Origin of the sequence: Mumia zhuanghuii (genome assembly GCF_042681565.1) — a bacterium.
Lineage (GTDB): Bacteria > Actinomycetota > Actinomycetes > Propionibacteriales > Nocardioidaceae > Mumia.
Genome location: NZ_JBHUFT010000001.1, coordinates 603,890 through 620,456 on the forward strand (window position 1 = coordinate 603,890; position 16,567 = coordinate 620,456).

Genomic DNA, 16,567 nt, shown 5'->3' on the forward strand with positions numbered 1-16,567 from the left:
ACGTCACCGCCCAAGCCCGACGCCGAACGGCTGTACCCCGAAAGGATCGGCATGCAAGTCGCACTCCAGACCCTGATGGGTGGACTGACGCTGGGAGCGCTCTACGCGCTCGTGGCGCTCGGCTTCTCGCTGGTCTACCGCACGATGGGGCTCGTCAACTTCGCGCACGGGCAGGTGGTCATGGTGGGTGCCTTCACCGCGTCGACCTTCTACATGACCGCCAACCTCCCCTTCCCGCTCGCCGTTGCGATCGCCGTCGTCATCACGGCGTTGCTCGGTCTCGTGATCGAGAGGGTTCTGCGCCCCCTCGAGGGTAGGGACTTCGACCTGATGCTGATCGGGACGATCGGCTTCGGCATCGTGCTCGAGGCGCTCGCCGTCATCATCTGGGGTGCCACGGGGCGCGCTGTGCCGACTCCGATCGACGCGGCCCCGCTCGACGTCGCGGGGATCAAGATCCGTACCTACAGCATCGTCGTCCTGGTCGTGGCCGCGCTGGCGACGCTGGCGCTCGTCACATTCCTCCACCGCACGAAGATGGGCACCGCCATGCAGGCGGTGGCGATGGACCCTGACGCCGCGACGTCTGTCGGCATCCACGTCGGTCGCAGCAACGCGATCGCGTTCGCGATCGGTGCAGGTCTCGCCGCGATCGCGGGCAGCCTCGCGGGACCCCTCCTGTACGTGAACGCGTCGCTCGGCGGCACGCTCGGCATCAAGGGCTTCGCGGCCGCGATCCTCGGCGGGTTCGGCAACATCCAGGGCGCCATCGTCGGTGGCCTGCTGATCGGGATCCTCGACGCCTTCGCCGCCGGCGAGTTCGAGGGCTACTCCGAGCTCGTCGTGTTCGTCGTGTTCACGATGCTGATCATGATCCGGCCCACGGGCATCTTCGGAGAGCGGACGGTGAACCGAGCATGAGTATCAAGATCAAGATCCCGGCCCTGGCGGTCGTGGCCGTGCTGCTGTACCTGCTGCCCTACACCGTCGGGCCATACCAGATTCACGTGGTCGACGTCACGATCATCTTCGCTCTCCTCGCGATCGGGCTCGGCGTTGCCCTCGGGCTCGGTGGCCAGATCAACCTGGCGCAGGTGGCCTTCTTCGGCGTGGGTGCCTATACGGTCGCCATCCTCACGACGGTTCAGGGCTGGGGGTTCTGGACGGCCGCGGTCCTCGGCGTGCTGGCGAGCCTGCTCGCCGGACTCGTCGTCGGCATCCCCGCGCTCCGCGTCCAGTCCCACTACCTCGGCATCGTCACCCTCGGCCTGGCCCTCGCCTTCACCAGCTGGGTGACGAACGCGTCGGTCACACAGGGCGCGAACGGGATCTCAGGGATCCCGGTGCCGCCGATGCTCGGGATCGACCTCAGCAGCGAGTACCTGTACTACTACCTCGAGGTCGTCGTCTTCGTCCTCGCGCTGGCGTTCGCCCTCTTCGTCTCGCACACCCGCCTCGGCCGCCGCATGAAGGCGATGAGGGACGACTCCATCGCCGCGAGTGCGCTCGGTGCGAACGTGCCGCTGCTACGGATCGTCGCGTTCGGCATCGCCAGCGTGTACGGCGGCGTCGCCGGGGTGCTGTATGCCGGGCTCATCCGCTACGTGGCCCCCGAGTCGTTCAACCTCGCGACGATGTTCCTCCTCCTCGCCATGGTCATCATCGGTGGCCGTCAGAGCATCATCGGCTGTGTTATCGGTGCGGTCGTCCTCTCGTTCGCCCGTGAGTGGCTCATCGACTTCTCCACCTACGCCCAGCTCGGGTACGGGACCGTGGTCGTCCTGGCGGTTGTCTTCGCTCCCACCGGGCTTGCCGGCATCCCCGACCGAGTGAGGGCGCTGCGGCGAGGCAAGCCTGCCGACCGCGCGACGATCAAGCCGTTCCGGGTCGACCCCGAGGCGCAGGCTGCGGCGCGGGAGCGCCCGCCTGCCGTCGTGCGGATCGATGGAGTCAGCAAGCACTTCAAGGGCGTGAAGGCGCTGCAGGATGTGTCCCTGACCGCCGACGCGGGTCAGATCCGGGGCATCGTCGGCCCCAACGGCTCGGGCAAGACCACGCTCCTCAACGTCATCAGCGGGCTCTACACGCCTACCGCGGGGCAGTTCTTCGTCGACAGTGACGACGTCACGTCATTGGGGGCCGCAACCCTGTCCCGTCGGGGGATCGCACGGACGTTCCAGAACCTTCGCCTGTTCAGCGCGCTGACCGTGCGGGAGAACGTCATGGTCGCGGCAGACCGCAGCACGCTGGCCTCGATGGTGGGCTACGTCTTCTGGCCGTTGGGCGTCGCACGCACCGACAAGCGGCTGCGACAGAGGGCCGATCAGCTCCTCGAGGAGTTCGGCATCTCCGAGTATGCGGACGAGACGCCGACGTCGTTGCCGTACGGGATCCAGCGGCGCGTGGAGCTGGCACGGGCGATGGCGACCGATCCGCGGGTCGTCCTCCTCGACGAGCCGGCGGCCGGTCTCAACGGGCAGGAGGTCGGGCAACTGCGTGAGATCGTCCACGCCATCCGTGACGGCGGCGTGACCGTGATCCTGGTCGAGCACAACATGGGCCTGGTGATGTCGCTCTGCGACGAGGTGACGGTCCTGGCGAGCGGCAAGGTGATCGCGGACGGCCCTCCCTCCGAGGTCGTCACCAACCCCGAAGTGATCGAGGCGTACCTGGGCGATGTCTCGCAGCTCGCCGATCTGGTGCCCGACAAAGCCGACATCGAGAGCGCAGAGCACGCGCCCGAGGAGCACGAGGAGCTGTCACGATGACGGACTTGGATTTCCGCTCGCGTGCCGACGCGCTGAGTCCCGCCGAGCTGGTCGTCGACGGCCTCACCGTCAGGTACGGCGGGGTCGTCGCGGTCGACGACCTGTCGTTCGCCGTCGCTCCCGGCGAGTGCGTCGGCATCATCGGCGCGAACGGTGCCGGCAAGACCTCGACGCTGCGTGCGCTCATGGGGCTCGCGCCACGCTCGGCACGCAGTCTGCGTCTCGGGGACGTCGACCTCGCCAAGGTCAAGGCGCGCAACGTCGTACGGCACGGTGTCGGCTACGTCCCCGAAGGCAGGCACGTCTTCGGTGGGCTCAGCGTGGAGGCGAACCTCGAGCTCGGCGCGTTCTCGCGTAAGCGGGGCGACAGCGGGACCGCGGACGTGCTGCGGCAGGTCTACGACCTCTTCCCCGTCCTCGCGGACATGAGGACGCGGCTTGCAGGCTCGCTCTCCGGTGGCCAGCAGCAGATGCTGGCGATCGGGCGCGCGATGATGTCGTCGCCGAGCATCCTGCTGCTCGACGAGCCGTCGATGGGGTTGTCGCCGAAGCTGGTGGGCGAAGTGCTCGCGGTGCTGCAACGTCTGCGCGAGAGCGGCATCAGTCTCCTTCTGATCGAGCAGAACGCCTGGCTCACCTTCGAGGCGACCTCGCGCTGCCTCGTCATGGAGAACGGTGCCGTGCAGATGGAAGGGCGCGCGGACGAGCTGAGGCACGACCCGTCCGTGCGTCGGATCTACCTCGGCCTCTGACGGTCTCGGCGTACGGGCTCGAGTGTGGTCGGTGGGACGTTCGCGCTCGCGCCCCTCGTCGGGGCGGCTGTGGTGGCGGGATCGACCGGCGTCTTCATGCTGTCGGAGTCAACAGACGCTCGTCGCCAACCGGTGCGTCGGCGCTGGACTCCCGTTTGGGGTGGTACACGTTCAGGGCCTCGCTCGGGCGGGCCCTCGGCCCGGGTTGCTCATCGTGGCCTGGCGGCTCTTCGGTGCGGCACGACACCGACCTCATGTTCCGTTCCGCGTTCAGACTCGGCTTCGGCATGGGAGTCGTGCAGCCGCGGTCGTTGCCCCTGCGCGGGGCTCACCCTCGACGAACGTCGGTAGAGCGGGTCGGCTCGTGATGTCGACACGTCGAAGGCCGGGCGCCTGGACAAGGCGCCCGGCCTTCACCGGATGACCGACCGCCCTTACTTGCAGAAGGGCTCCACCCCCATCGCGCTCAGCAGACCGTGGACGACGTGGTCCTTGAAGTACGCGTCGCCCTCCAGCGGCGCGTCGGTCCAGGCGGCGACGTCGTGACCGAGCGTGGTGAGCCAGGATTTTCCGCCGTCGTAGTACTGGCACCAGCTCACGAGGTGCTTGTCGCCGTGGCCGGGGTGGCCGGACGCGCGCTCGGGTGTCGAGCTCGTCTTGGCGTCGACCTTGGCGAGCTCGCGTACGAAGCTGGGGACCGGCTCGAGGTTGTACCACTCGTCGGTGAACGCCCACGTGCGTGGGAGGTTCTTGGTGGAGACGTCCTTCCTGTCCAGGGTCTGTACCGTGCCCGGCCGGTTCGGTCTGTGATCGTAGAAGTTCGTCCCGCCGAGGAGGCCCTCGTACCAGGGCCAGTTGTACTCGGCGCCGAACGCGTTGTGGATGCCGACGAACCCGCCGCCGCCGCGGACGTACTGACGCAGGTTCGTCTGGGCAGTGTCGTCGAGCGTGTCACGGTTGGAGCTCAAGAACACGACGGCCTGGTACTTGCTGAGGCCCGAGAAGCGGCTGACGTCCTCGGTCCAGTCGACCGTGATGCCCTGCTCCTCGGCCCACGCCTTGAGGCCGCGCTGCGCAACGTTGTCTTCGCCCAGGGGCGGATTGAGTCCGGGGGCGAGAGGTGTCCCGAGGTGGGCGTGGCGGGGGCCTGCGGTCCGACTGTAGATGAGGATCCGCTTCGTCTCGCCCTCGGTGTAGCCGTTGCCCCAGTCGTTGTAGCACTCCGGGTCGACCCCGCGGCAGACGCCGTAGTCGGTGATCGCGTCGGTGTATATCGCCTCGGCGTTTGTCGAGCCGCCTCCGTGACCGTGACCGGCCGGGCTGAAGGCCGCGACGGCTGCGACGGTGGCCGCCGCGCTCGTGACGGCCGACAGGGCGGCGGTGAGTTTGCCTCTCATGATGAGGGACTCCGTTCCATTAGATGGTTTAAAAGGTCCACTGCATGGACCTGAGGTTAGCGGCGAGCTTTGACTCCCCGCAAGGGTTTGCCGTGACCTAATTCACGAAGTGGATCGGTAGATCCACTAGACGGCAATGGGTTGCCGGACATGCGCTAGGCATGACCGGCAACCCATTGCGGTTCGCTACTTGACGACCAGTGCGGCCGTCGTGGAGGCCAGCTGCTTCTGTACCCCCTTACTGAGGAAGTTCGCCACCAGCGTCAGCGGCACGTCGCGACCTTCCGGCACGTTGTTGTCGAGATCGGCCTTGTCGAACTGGACGACCAGCCTCGTCCCTCCTGACGTGCCCTTCCACGGCCAGGCGCTCGCGACCGTGCGCACCTTCGTCGCCTTGACCGGGGTCTTCGAGAGAGGCGTCAGCAGAACGGCGTCACCGTCGTAGACGTAGCCGCGCGGCACGTCGAGCACGGCGGTGACCGTGCCGCGCACGCCGGTGAAGACCCCCGTCGCCGACCCGAGGCGCAGCGAGCTCGGCACGAACGTCAGTGCACCCGGTCGGTCCTGGGGCTCGAGGTAGACCTCGATCTTGCCCGCTGGGCGCGGATCGGTGCAGTCGTTGAAGAAGTACTCGCCCGCCCGGTCGAAGGTGTGCTTGTACGTCTCGCCCGGCTTGAGCCGCGGGTTGAACTCTCCCTCGAAGTACTGCGTTGCGCAGTGCTCCAGCTTGTTCGGGAAGTTCGGGAAGGTCTCCGCGCCCGGGTTGCGGAACGTGACGGTCGTCCCGACAGGGACGCGCAGGTGCGTCGGCGCCATCCCGCGCTGAGAGGTGCTGTCCTGCGCAGCGGCGGTGTCCGTGGTGCGGTCCACACGACCGAGCAGCACGGTGTTGTCCACCGTGTCGCCCTCGACCGGGTTGCCCTGCACGGGCCGGCGGATCGTCAGCGGAGCGGTGTCGGGGCCCTCCTGGCTGCCGGACTCGGTCGTGTACTTGCCGCCGAGCTTGAACGCCCAGAGGGAGTCGCCCTGGGTGACCGAGCCTCCGTACGGGTTGGTCGAGCCTGCGGCGAGCACGGCGACATACTGCTCACCGTCGATCTCGTAGGTGATCGGGGCGGCTGCGATGCCCGAGCCGGTCTGGAAGTCCCAGAGCGCCTTCCCGTTGGTGGCGTCCATCGCAAGGAGGTTGCCGCTGGCCTGTCCGACGAACAGGAGGTTGCTCGCCGTGGTCAGCGGACCCTGGCCGTGGGCCATGTCCGTGCCGAGGTGGTTCTTCCACCTCACCTTGCCGCTCGACGCGTCGTACGCCAGTATGCCGCCGGTCTGGTACTGGCCGATCGCCCTCTGGCCGTTAGAGCTGGCCCCGTTCCAGTGCGCGACCGGGTTGGTCCCGTACGGGAAGTACACGAGGTTCGTCCGGTGGCTGTACGAGTGGTTCGACCAGTCGCCGCCGCCGTTCGGGCTGGTGGTCGACAGGATCGGCAGGTCCCACTGGGGGTCATACATGCAGCCTTCGCGGTGATCCTGCCCCTTCGGGTACGTCAGGAACGGCTCGTCTGCCTTGACGTAGCTGTCCGGGTTGAAGACGAGGCGACCATCCTCGTTGGGCTGGTAGCCGTTGTAGTTCGGCACGCCTCGCCACGGGTCGCCGGGGATGTTCTTCGGTTCGAGCTTCTGCCATACGACGCACTCGGGCAGCAGGTTCTCCTTGGGGAAGGGTTGCGTCGCCGCGTGGTTCTGGCGGGAGTCGGTGATCATCGGCTTCTCGACGACGGGGAGCACCGGCTTGCCGTTGGTGCGGTCCAGGACGAACTGGTGTCCGGACTTGCTGCCGTAGAAGACGACCTTCCGCTTCTTCCCGGCGACCTTGATGTCGGCGAGCGTCGGCGGATGGACGTTGTCCATGTCCCAGACGTCGTGACGGATCGACTGGTAGTGCCACTTGTACGCCCCGGTCGTCATGTCGACGGCCACCATCGTGCTGGAGAACAGGTTGTCGCCCGGCCGGTTCGAACCGTCCTGTGAGCTGTTGCAGCTCCGCGCGTTGCCGAAGGTCATGTAGTACATGCCGAGCTCGGGGTCGACGGCTCCATGCATCCAGGGCGTCGAACCGCCCTCGAGTGAACAGTCGGTGCCGTCGGGCAGCCCCGGACCCCATGTGTCTCCAGCGACGACGGAGTTCCCGTTGACGTCGGTGAAGACGGCGCCGCGGTCCGGACCGCCGAAGAAGTGCCACAGGTAGGTGCCGTCGCTGGCGTCGAGCGCGACAACGGCGGCGCGATCGCCGTTGGCTGCGTGCGCATAGACGATGCCGTCGTGGTAGACGGTCGCGACGCGGTCGATGTTGCCGAGATCCTCGCCGTTCGGCCCCTTGGGCTCGACGACCCAGGCCTGCTCGCCGGTCTTCTGGTCGAGGGCGACGACCCGCTCGCTGCCGAGCGTGAAGATCTTGCCGTCGCCGGCCGAGACGCCACGGCGTGTGCCGGCTGCCGGGAAGCCGGTCGGCTCCCACTTCCACCGAGAGTCACCCGACTTGCCGTCGATCGCGATCACACCGCCGCTGGGAGTGTCGGTGTAGATCACGCCATCGACCACGATGGGCGTCGTCTGCTGCCCGACGTCGTCGGAGGCCGGCGCGACCGCGGAGACGTTCGTACGCCATGCGGGGCCGAGCGTGTCGAGATTGTGCTTGTTGATCTGCGTCAAGCTCGAGTAGTGCTGGTTGCCCAGGTTCCCGCCGACGGTGGGCATGTCCGCCCCGGCTGGTTCGACGCCGGTCAGGCCGGGTGGTGAGCTGCGTTCGGAAGCGATCACGAGGCCGGCGGCCGGGGAGGCAGCCAGCGTCACCGTGAGCACCGTCCCGAGCACCGCCGCAGTCCGCCTCTTCATCAGAGGTTTGCGCATCCTAGTTTCTCCTTGTCGGTCCGACGGGTCCCTCCCCGTCCGCCCGCGAGCTGCGAGCGCCCGGCCGGTACGACGATCCATCTAGCGGTTTGGTCAGACCGACTGGTGACTCGCACCGTAGTAGTCTCGACCGGTGGCTGGCAAGCACACCGGCCTCGCGAGCCCGGCGGTGACGAGTGCGGACGTCAGCACGACCGCCTGGAGCCTGAGCCGCACCGACGGTCGATCTACATCCCGGGGACGGTGACCGGCAGCCCGGCGTCGAGTGCGACCAAACGCCCGAGCCCGGTGGTCTCGAGCAGCGATTGGACGACCGTCGCGCCGAGGGTCTGGACGGGCACGTCGAGGAGCGCGCCCCCGTACCGGCCGACGGTCTACGCAGCGGGCGCAGACCACGATGTCGTTTATGCGTGACGGTGCGGGGTGGCGGGCGGCAGGAGCACGACCTTGGCCGCCACCCCGTCCCGCTGCGCCTTGACCGCCGCGTCGAACTCTTCGAGCCCGAAGGTGGTGACGAGCCGCTCCAGGGGGAGCAGCCCGTCCCGGTAGAGCGCGAGCAGCCTCGGGATGAGCTCGCCGGGCACCGCGTCTCCCTCGACGCAGCCTCGTATCTGAAGGCCGCGCAGCATCACGTCGCGCAGGTCGATCTCGCCGAGCGCCTTGCCCAGACCGACCAGGGCCGCGATGCCGCGCGGCGACAACGTCGTGAGCATCTGGGCGATCACGTCGGCCCGGCCCGTCGTGTCGAGGGCGTGGGTGACGGGCGGGAGATCGTCGAGGCTCGCGTACGCCGTGGCGCCCAGGGACCGCGCGAGGGCACGCCGGGGCTCCAGCGGGTCCACGACGACGGTCTCTACGCCGACGGCGGTCGCGGTCGCCGCCGCCGCAGCGCCCACGCCGCCCGCGCCGACGACCAGGAGGCGGTCGCCGGTCTGCGGGGCCAGGGTGTTGAGGACCGCGCCGGCGCCGGTGAGGAAGCCGCACCCCAAGGGCGCAGCGAGGTGCGCGGGCACGTCGGGGTCGATCCGGACGCACGACTGCGCCGGGGCGATCGCGTGGGACGCGAAGGACGACTGTCCGAAGAACGAGGCGAAGACCGGTCGGCCGCCGACAGTGAGGGTCGCCGAGCCATCCGGACGGCGGCCAGAGCTGTTGAGGTGAGGCGCCTGCAGGCAGTACGCGGGGTGGCCGGCGACGCACTGCGGGCACTGGCCGCAGAACCGGAAGGAGATCACGACGCGGTCGCCGGGCGCGAGGGTGGTCACGCTGTCGCCGACGCGTTCGACGGTCCCGCACCCCTCGTGGCCGAGCACGGCGGGGGCACCCCGGAGCCCGGCCAGCGTCACGAGGTCGGTGTGGCACAGCCCGGTCGCCTCGATCCGTACGAGCACCTCGTCGGCGCCCGGGTCGTCGAGCTCGGCGGCGACGAGCGAGGCCGCGTCGTCGCCTCGGTGCAGCAGGACGCTCGTCCTCACTCCCGCTCCAGGCCGAAGTAGAAGTGTGCGCCGTCGGCTAGCACGAGCGCCGGCTTGCCGTTCATGATGCCCATCAGCGTGCTGTCGTCGACACGCTTGAAGTGGTCGAAGACCGGCATCCCGTCGTACACCATGGTCGCGGTGACCTCGCCGCGGAACTCGACGTTCCACAGACTCGCCTCGCCGTTGCCGGACGTGACGTCGGAGAACAGGTTGCCGTCGTCGTCGGCGCAGATCAGCGGTTGGGCCTCGTGCACCGAGGCGAAGCGCTTGCCGTGCCAACGGGTCTTGGTGAGCCTGCGCTCGATCGGGTGGCCGGTGGAGAAGGCGAAGCCCGTCCAGCTCCCCAGGATCTCGCCGGCGTCGACGGTCGCGAGGGCGGCCCAGAGTGCGTCGAGCGCCTCGGTGTCGACCGGGCCGTCGTGGGCGCGCAGTGCGTCCCACCGGTCTCGAACAGCGTGCGGTGTCACGGTCATGATGTGAACCCCCATTAACAAATCCTCGGCTGACGCCTGACATTAGTGGGCATGCAGCCGTGGCGGAAGTGCTGAGCGGGGACTCGGCGTCACTCACGTCCTGGGGACGAGGGCCTCTGTCAGGACGGCGGTGAGCTCGCCGGCGGGGTGGACAGGCCAGGCCGTGGTGTGACGCGTCGGGGATGACCTCGAGGTGTCGCCTCGCCCGGGCGGTGTGCCGGATTTCTGTAGACGGTCCGGCATTCCGTACTTCGGAACGGACTTGGGGTTACTCGCAGGTATTCCGTACGGTCGAGGGTGGGGCGCGCGAGGTGCGTGTCCTTCGTCATGAGGGAGTGCCATGGACAAGATCGGTGTGGTCGGCTGCGGCCTGATGGGTGCGGGCATCGTGGAGGTGTGTGCGAGGTCGGGCGCCCATGTGATCGCGGTGGAGTCGTCTCCTGAGCGCGTGGAGGCGGGGCTGGCCCGGATCACGAAGTCGCTCGAGCGTGCTGAGTCGCGCGGCCGGATCGAGAGCGCGGCCGCCGTCCTCGAGCGCATCAGCATCGTCGAGGACATCAACGCGCTGCGCGACCGCGAGCTGGTCATCGAGGCGATCGTCGAGGACGAGGCTACGAAGGTCGCGCTCTTCAAGCAGCTCGATGCGCTCGTCGAGTCGCCGGACGCCATCCTCGCGTCCAACACGTCGTCGATCCCGATCATGAAGCTCGCGGTCGTGACCAGCCGGCCCGACAAGGTGCTCGGCATCCACTTCTTCAACCCGGTCCCGGTGCTCTCGCTCGTCGAGCTGGTGCCGAGCCTGCTGACCAGCGAGAAGACCTCCCTGCAGGCGCGGGCGTTCGTCGAGTCCCAGCTCGGCAAGCACGCGATCGTCAGTCAGGACCGCGCCGGGTTCGTCGTCAACGCGCTGCTCATCCCGTTCGTCCTGTCGGCGATCCGGATGCTCGAGTCCGGCTTCGCGACGGCCGAGGACATCGACGAGGGCCTCGTCCGCGGTGCCGCGCACCCGCAGGGCCCGCTCGCCCTCGCCGACCTCATCGGTCTCGACACGACCAAGGCGGTCGCCGAGTCGCTGTACGAGGAGTTCAAGGAGCCCCTCTATGCGTCGCCGCCGCTGCTCAACCGCATGGTCGACGCGGGTCTGCTCGGCCGCAAGACGGGGCGCGGCTTCCACACGTACGAGTGAGCCGTCCGGCCGGGCGCTGGCGGTGAGTACGGTCCTACGCGACGGGGTTGCGTAGGACTAGGGTCACCGCCGGTCCCGCCCGGTGGGCGTCATCCCCGGCGCGAGGCGAACCACGGCTCGTGGAGGTCGAGGTAGGACGCGTCGGCCATCGCGGACTCCATGTCGGCACGGATCTCGGCCGGCATGTCCTGCTGCTCCCCACGCCGCGCCGACTCCTCGTCGGTGAACGCGACGGTCTCGGTGAACGTGCCGTCGTCGGAGATCGCGAGCGAGGCGCCGATGATGTCCGGGCGGGCCTCGTGGAGCTGGTCGGTGTCGGTCATCATCGCCTTGAGCCGGTCGGCGTCGGAGACGCGACCCTGGATGACCTGCACGAACCCGGCCTCGTCCGACCCGCCATCGAGCGCGACCGTCACATCGGTGCAGTCGTGGAACATCGGCTCGCCGTCGAACAGCATCCGCGTCCGCTCCCACCACGCGCTCTGCTCGCGGCTGCCGGAGTTGGATCGCGCGGACTCCTCGGAGTCGAACCGAACGACCGCCACGAACGTGCCGTCGTCGGTGAACCCGTATGTGCCGCCGAGCCAGCCGACGACCTCGTCGGCACGCTCCGTACGCCACTGCTCCATGGCCGCGCGCATCTCGTCCTGGCGGCTGCACGGACCCTGGATGACCTGGATGAACATACGTGTCTCCCTCGCTGATCCGAGACCGTCGGGGGACACTCCGACCGTAACCCCGGAGGGGTCGTCCTTACTCGGGGATGCGAGGTTCGGTCTCCGGCGGCTCGTCGTGCGGGGGGACGTCGCCGGGTTCGGGATCGAGGCTCGGGACGACGTCCGGCTCGATCGTGTCAGGGTCCTCGGGGTCTGTGGTGGGAATCGACATGGGCGAGCGGTACCCGGCCCGTCGAGCGGCAAACCGCGGCTGTGGCCCGCCGACCGTAGCTGCGGTCGCGAGGTGGACCCGCCTTCCGCGAGGACATCGAACCCGTCTCCGTCGCCCCTCAGTCTTCGCTGACGGGCCGCCCCAGGCGCGCGGCGATCTCGGCGGCGGCGGCAGCGACGCGCGGGGCAGCGCGATCGGCGACGTCCTCGCGGCTCGTGATCACGGCGACCGCCGCACGGGTGCCCCGCAGTCCGTGGACCGGCGCGGCGATGCCGTACGCGCCGGGGTTGAGCTCGGCGAACGTCGTGATGACGCCGTCCGTGCGTACGGAGGCGACGCGTGCGGGCTCGTCCGGTGTCGCCGGGCCGGAGGCGAGCACCGCCAGCCCTCCGGCGCCGCGGTCGAGGGGGTCGCGGTTGCCCAGCCGGTACGAGAAGCGCGGCCCGTCCGTCGGCGGCTCCGCGACCACGGTCGTCACCGCAGCGTCGCCGATCGCCTCGATCAGGCTCGCGGTGGCGTCAAGCTCGGTCGCGAGCGCGTCGAGGACCGGGGCGGCGACGTCGTGGATGTTCGGGCGTGAGCGCGCCGCGAGGGTGGAGAGCGCGGGGCCGAGATCGTACCGGCCACTGCTGTCACGTGTCGCATAGCCGGTGCGCTGCAGGCTCACCAGCAGCCGGTGGGCGATCGAGCGGTGCAGCCCCGTACGCGTGGCGATCTCGCTCGCGGTCACGCCGCGCGGAGCGGCCGCGCCGATCGCCTCGAGCACCACGAGCCCGCGCTCGAGGGTCTGCGAGCCACCGCCGCCGTCCCCGACTTGTGCAGCGTGTCGAGGTCTCCCCGTCACGATTCCCCGGCTTTCTGCACAGATCGCGGACGAGGCGGAGGAGAGACACGCCCGCGGACCTCGCCGAGGGTGAGGGTGCCGGCCGTGGCGCGCAGGACCACCTCGTCGCCGTCCTCGAGGAACGTCCGCTGCTCGCCGCCGGCGGTCCACGGCTCACGCCCGCCCCACGACAGCTCGAGGAAGGACCCGCGTTCCTCGCGTGCGGGGCCCGACACCGTCCCCGACGCGTACAGGTCGCCGGTCCGCAGCGACGCGCCGTTGACGGTCAGGTGCGCGAGCATCTGGGCGGGTCCCCAGTAGTGCGTCCGGTATGGAGGGTGCGTCACCGTCTCTCCGTTCACCACGACCTCCAGCGCGAGGTCGTACCCGGCGGGCTCGTCGACCCGCAGGTACGGCAGCGGCTCGGGCTCCTGCGTCGGCAGCGGCACCCGTACGGGCTCGAGCGCGGCCAGTGGCGTCACCCACGCCGAGACCGAGGTCGCGAAGGACTTGCCGAGGAACGGGCCCAGCGGCACGTACTCCCAGGCCTGCACGTCGCGCGCCGACCAGTCGTTGAGGAGCACCACCCCGAACACGTGGTCAGCGAACGCGCTCGTCGGCACCGGGTCGCCCAGGCGGGTCGGCACGCCGACGACGAAGCCGACTTCGGCCTCGATGTCGAGCCGGGCGGTCGGCCCGTACGACGGTGCCTCGTCGGCCGGTCCCTTCAGCTGGCCGCATGGCCGTACGACGTCGGTGCCCGAGACGACGACGGTCCCGGCGCGCCCGTGGTAGGCCACCGGGAGGTGGCGCCAGTTCGGGAGGAGCGGCTCGGCCTCCGGGCGGAAGATCCGGCCGACGTTGCTGGCGTGATCGAGCGACGCATAGAAGTCGACATAGTCGGCGACCGTGAACGGCAGGCGGAGCGACACCTCGTCGACGGGGTGGAGGTGCGGGCTGACGCGCTCTGCAGCGGATGCGTCGGTGAGCACCTCGGTCAGCCACGCGCGCGCTGCGTCCCACGTCGCGCGCCCTGCGGCCATCAGCGGGTCGAGCGTGGGTGCGTCGAGGTAGGGCGCGAGGGCGGCGGGCGGCTCGGCGGCCCCTGCGTCGAGCACGAGGTCGCCGATCCGCACCCCGACCCGGGGGTGGTCGTCGTCGCGGGTGAAGACCCCGTACGGCAGGTGGTCGACGTCGAACCCAGAGCCTGCGGCTCCCTCGACCCACGTCGGTTGGACGGTTGACATACCGGCACCTTAGTCGAACGATGTTCTTTAAAGGAACAAGCAGTGACCGATTATCGGGAGGGAGCGTCATGGCGTACTACCGCAAGGTCGGCGAGGTCCCGCGCCAGCGCCACACGCAGCTGAGCGGCGAGGACGGACGGCTGCGCTACGAGGAGCTGATGGGCGAGGAGGGCTTCTCGTCCGACTCGTCGCTGCTCTACCACCGGGGTGTGCCGACGGCGATCGCCGCGAGCGAGCCGTGGGAGCTCCCGGACCTCGCGACCACGCCCAACTACCCGCTGCGTCCCCTCCACCTGCGCCTCCACACGCTGTTCGACGACGCCGAGGCCAAGGCGCTCGACCCGGTGACAGCGCGCCGTCTCGTGCTCGGCAACGGCGACGTGCGGATCTCGTACGTCGTGGCCGGCGAGACCTCGCCCTACTACCGCAACGCGATCGGTGACGAGTGCGTGTTCGTCGAGGCGGGCACGGGCGTCGTCGAGACGGTGTTCGGGGTGGTGCCCTATCGCGGGGGCGACTACGTCCTGATCCCGCGTGCGACCACCCATCGCTGGGTCCCTGCCGAGCTCAGCCGCCTGTACGCGATCGAGGCCAACAGCCACATCTCCCCGCCAAAGCGCTATCTCTCGCGGTTCGGTCAGCTTCTCGAGCACGCCCCGTACTGCGAGCGCGACCTGCACGGCCCGGACGAGCCCCTGCTGGTCGACGGCAGCGACGTCGAGGTGCTGGTCAAGCACCGCGTGAGGGGAGACGTCGTCGGTACGCGGATGACGTACGCGACGCACCCGTTCGACGTCGTCGGGTGGGACGGCTGCCTCTACCCGTACACCTTCAACATCGAGGACTACATGCCGATCACCGGCAAGGTGCACCAGCCGCCGCCGGTGCACCAGGTGTTCGAGGGCTACAACTTCGTCGTCTGCAACTTCCTGCCCCGCAAAGTCGACTACCACCCCCTGTCGATCCCCGTGCCGTACTACCACTCCAACGTCGACTCCGACGAGGTCATGTTCTACGTCGCCGGCGACTACGAGTCCCGCAAGGGATCGGCCGTCGCGCTGGGGTCGATCACCCTGCACCCGGGCGGGATGGCGCATGGGCCGCAGCCCGGTGCGGTCGAGGCGTCGATCGGAGTGCACGAGTTCGACGAGACCGCGGTCATGGTCGACACGTTCCGGCCGCTCGAGGTCGGCGAGGCCGGCACGCAGAGCGACGACGGCGTGTACGCCTTCAGCGCCGCACGAGGTCTGCGGGATCGGCGCGACTGACCGGTTCGACGAGCCTGGCTACCAGTGTCGCGCTGCCCAGGGCGAGGGTGGCCGGCACGGCGAGGATCGCCGCGAGCGTCGTCGACGACGCGGCACCTGAGGCCAGGGCGGCGCCCGCGAGCGAGACGTAGACCGACTGGGCGACGGTCGAGGAGAGCATGGCTGCCCCCGACATCTGACCCTGCGCGTCGGGCGGCGCGAGCGTGAGCACGTGGTTCGCGAGCGTCGGCGAGCCGATCCCCATGCCCGTCCCGGCGAGCGCCCACAGGGTGAGGCCGAGCCACACCGGGACGACGTCGAGCGCGACGAGGACCGGACCGACGACTCCGGCCGCGATCAGGCAGAACGACACTCGCATCCGCCCCACGGTCGTCGTCCGTCGCTGGACGGTCGCCGTCCCGTTGAGCTGGGAGCCGGCCGCCCAGAACACGCCGGTGATCGTGAGACTGGCGCCGGCGACGGTCGGCCCGAGACCGTGGACCTGCGTCAGCATGAGGGGGATGAAGGCGCCCGCTCCGGCGAACGCGGCAGCCTGAGCTCCGCGGAGTGCGACGGTCGCCGGGATCCCGGGCAGAAGCCGGAGCGTGCCGGGCGGGAGCACGTGGCGAGCGCCGACGGCGATCAGTGCCGTGCCTGTCAGGAGCGCCAGCACCCCGGCGCCGCGGCTGGAGGCGCTGGTTGCCGCAGGTCCACCCAGCGCCAACGCCGCGAGTCCGACGCTGACGAGGACCGCCGAGCCGATCGCCACGCGGTTGGCTGCGGTGGACGGTGCGGACGGTGCGGACGGCGCGGACGGCGCGGGCGGCGCGGCGTCGCGCAGGCGTCGCAGCGACGGCACCAGGCACGCCGTGGCCGGGACCATCAGCACGGGCGCCGCGGCGAAGACCACGCGCCAGCCGGCATGCTCGGCGAGCAGCCCGGCGACCGGTGGCCCGAGGAGCGACGGCAGCACCCACGCCGTCGCGAGCGCGCCGAACATCGCGGGCCGCAGGCCTGCGGGCAGCAGCCGCGCGACCATCACCGTGAGCGCGATGTCGAGGAACGCCTCGGCGACGCCGGCGACGACGCGCCCGGCGACGAACACGCCGATCGTTGGTGCGGTCGCCATCGCGAGCTGCGCGACGACGAAGCAGCCCATCCCCGTCAGCAGCGCCGGCGCCGGTCCGCGACGATCGCACCACTGTCCGGCGACGACCATCGCGATGACCGACGACACGAGCGGGGCCGCTGCTGCCGCGCCGAACAGGTCGAGCCCGTGAAGACTGTCCGCCACCGTCGGCAGCACCGCCATCGTCGCGCGGTTCTCGAACGCGCCGAGCGTGACGAGCGCGAGCGCGCCGACCACGAAAGGGAGATAGCGGGGATCACGAAGACGTAGTGGCG

The 16,567-nt window shown here is 69.6% G+C and carries 14 protein-coding genes; 5 read left to right on the plus strand and 9 right to left on the minus strand.

Annotated features, from left to right (window positions below):
- Positions 1-51 precede the first annotated feature (51 nt).
- The 3 genes from ACFSDF_RS02940 to ACFSDF_RS02950 are packed head-to-tail and all read left to right on the plus strand — an operon-like array spanning position 52 to position 3,520.
- Positions 52-921, plus strand: a complete 870-nt coding sequence (locus ACFSDF_RS02940; RefSeq protein ID WP_167001304.1) for a branched-chain amino acid ABC transporter permease — start codon at positions 52-54, stop codon at positions 919-921.
- Positions 918-2,768, plus strand: a complete 1,851-nt coding sequence (locus ACFSDF_RS02945; RefSeq protein WP_167249253.1) for a branched-chain amino acid ABC transporter ATP-binding protein/permease — start codon at positions 918-920, stop codon at positions 2,766-2,768. Before ACFSDF_RS02940 ends, ACFSDF_RS02945 begins: the two co-directional genes overlap by 4 nt.
- On the plus strand, positions 2,765-3,520 hold the full coding sequence (locus tag ACFSDF_RS02950; RefSeq protein ID WP_167001306.1) for an ABC transporter ATP-binding protein: 756 nt from the start codon (positions 2,765-2,767) through the stop codon (positions 3,518-3,520). The genes ACFSDF_RS02945 and ACFSDF_RS02950 overlap by 4 nt, the downstream gene beginning before the upstream one ends.
- 434 nt (positions 3,521-3,954) lie before the next feature.
- Here the strand turns inward: ACFSDF_RS02950 and ACFSDF_RS02955 are convergent, their stop codons facing one another.
- From ACFSDF_RS02955 to ACFSDF_RS02970, 4 genes are all read right to left on the minus strand, one after another.
- Entirely contained in the window at positions 3,955-4,917 is a 963-nt protein-coding gene (locus ACFSDF_RS02955; protein ID WP_167001307.1) for a ThuA domain-containing protein, read from the minus strand.
- A 186-nt stretch (positions 4,918-5,103) separates the two neighbouring features.
- Positions 5,104-7,821: an outer membrane protein assembly factor BamB family protein gene (locus ACFSDF_RS02960; RefSeq protein WP_167001308.1), complete on the minus strand. Its 2,718-nt coding sequence runs from the start codon at positions 7,819-7,821 to the stop codon at positions 5,104-5,106.
- Between the two features lie 404 nt (positions 7,822-8,225).
- Positions 8,226-9,296 (minus strand): alcohol dehydrogenase catalytic domain-containing protein, encoded by a 1,071-nt coding sequence (locus tag ACFSDF_RS02965; protein WP_167249251.1) that lies wholly within the window; start codon positions 9,294-9,296, stop codon positions 8,226-8,228.
- On the minus strand, positions 9,293-9,772 hold the full coding sequence (locus tag ACFSDF_RS02970; RefSeq protein WP_167002273.1) for a DUF4334 domain-containing protein: 480 nt from the start codon (positions 9,770-9,772) through the stop codon (positions 9,293-9,295). The genes ACFSDF_RS02965 and ACFSDF_RS02970 overlap by 4 nt, the downstream gene beginning before the upstream one ends.
- 340 nt (positions 9,773-10,112) lie before the next feature.
- Here ACFSDF_RS02970 and ACFSDF_RS02975 point away from each other — a divergent pair, with 340 nt between their 5' ends.
- On the plus strand, positions 10,113-10,958 hold the full coding sequence (locus ACFSDF_RS02975) for a 3-hydroxybutyryl-CoA dehydrogenase (RefSeq protein WP_167001311.1): 846 nt from the start codon (positions 10,113-10,115) through the stop codon (positions 10,956-10,958).
- Between the two features lie 89 nt (positions 10,959-11,047).
- Here ACFSDF_RS02975 and ACFSDF_RS02980 read toward each other — a convergent pair whose 3' ends face one another.
- The 4 genes from ACFSDF_RS02980 to fahA form a co-directional block, all read right to left on the minus strand.
- Positions 11,048-11,644: a hypothetical protein gene (locus ACFSDF_RS02980; protein WP_167001312.1), complete on the minus strand. Its 597-nt coding sequence runs from the start codon at positions 11,642-11,644 to the stop codon at positions 11,048-11,050.
- Between the two features lie 67 nt (positions 11,645-11,711).
- Positions 11,712-11,846 (minus strand): hypothetical protein, encoded by a 135-nt coding sequence (locus ACFSDF_RS02985; protein ID WP_255490688.1) that lies wholly within the window; start codon positions 11,844-11,846, stop codon positions 11,712-11,714.
- A gap of 118 nt (positions 11,847-11,964) precedes the next feature.
- Entirely contained in the window at positions 11,965-12,690 is a 726-nt protein-coding gene (locus ACFSDF_RS02990; protein WP_167249249.1) for an IclR family transcriptional regulator, read from the minus strand.
- Positions 12,687-13,916: a fumarylacetoacetase gene (gene fahA, locus ACFSDF_RS02995; protein ID WP_167249247.1), complete on the minus strand. Its 1,230-nt coding sequence runs from the start codon at positions 13,914-13,916 to the stop codon at positions 12,687-12,689. The genes ACFSDF_RS02990 and fahA overlap by 4 nt, the downstream gene beginning before the upstream one ends.
- A 68-nt stretch (positions 13,917-13,984) precedes the next feature.
- Here fahA and ACFSDF_RS03000 point away from each other — a divergent pair, with 68 nt between their 5' ends.
- Complete coding sequence (locus ACFSDF_RS03000; protein ID WP_167249245.1) at positions 13,985-15,184, plus strand: homogentisate 1,2-dioxygenase; 1,200 nt, start codon at positions 13,985-13,987, stop codon at positions 15,182-15,184.
- Here ACFSDF_RS03000 and ACFSDF_RS03005 read toward each other — a convergent pair.
- A complete protein-coding gene (locus ACFSDF_RS03005; RefSeq protein ID WP_167249243.1) occupies positions 15,147-16,529 on the minus strand; it encodes an MFS transporter in 1,383 nt (460 codons plus the stop codon). The genes ACFSDF_RS03000 and ACFSDF_RS03005 overlap by 38 nt on opposite strands.
- Between the last annotated feature and the right edge of the window lie 38 nt (positions 16,530-16,567).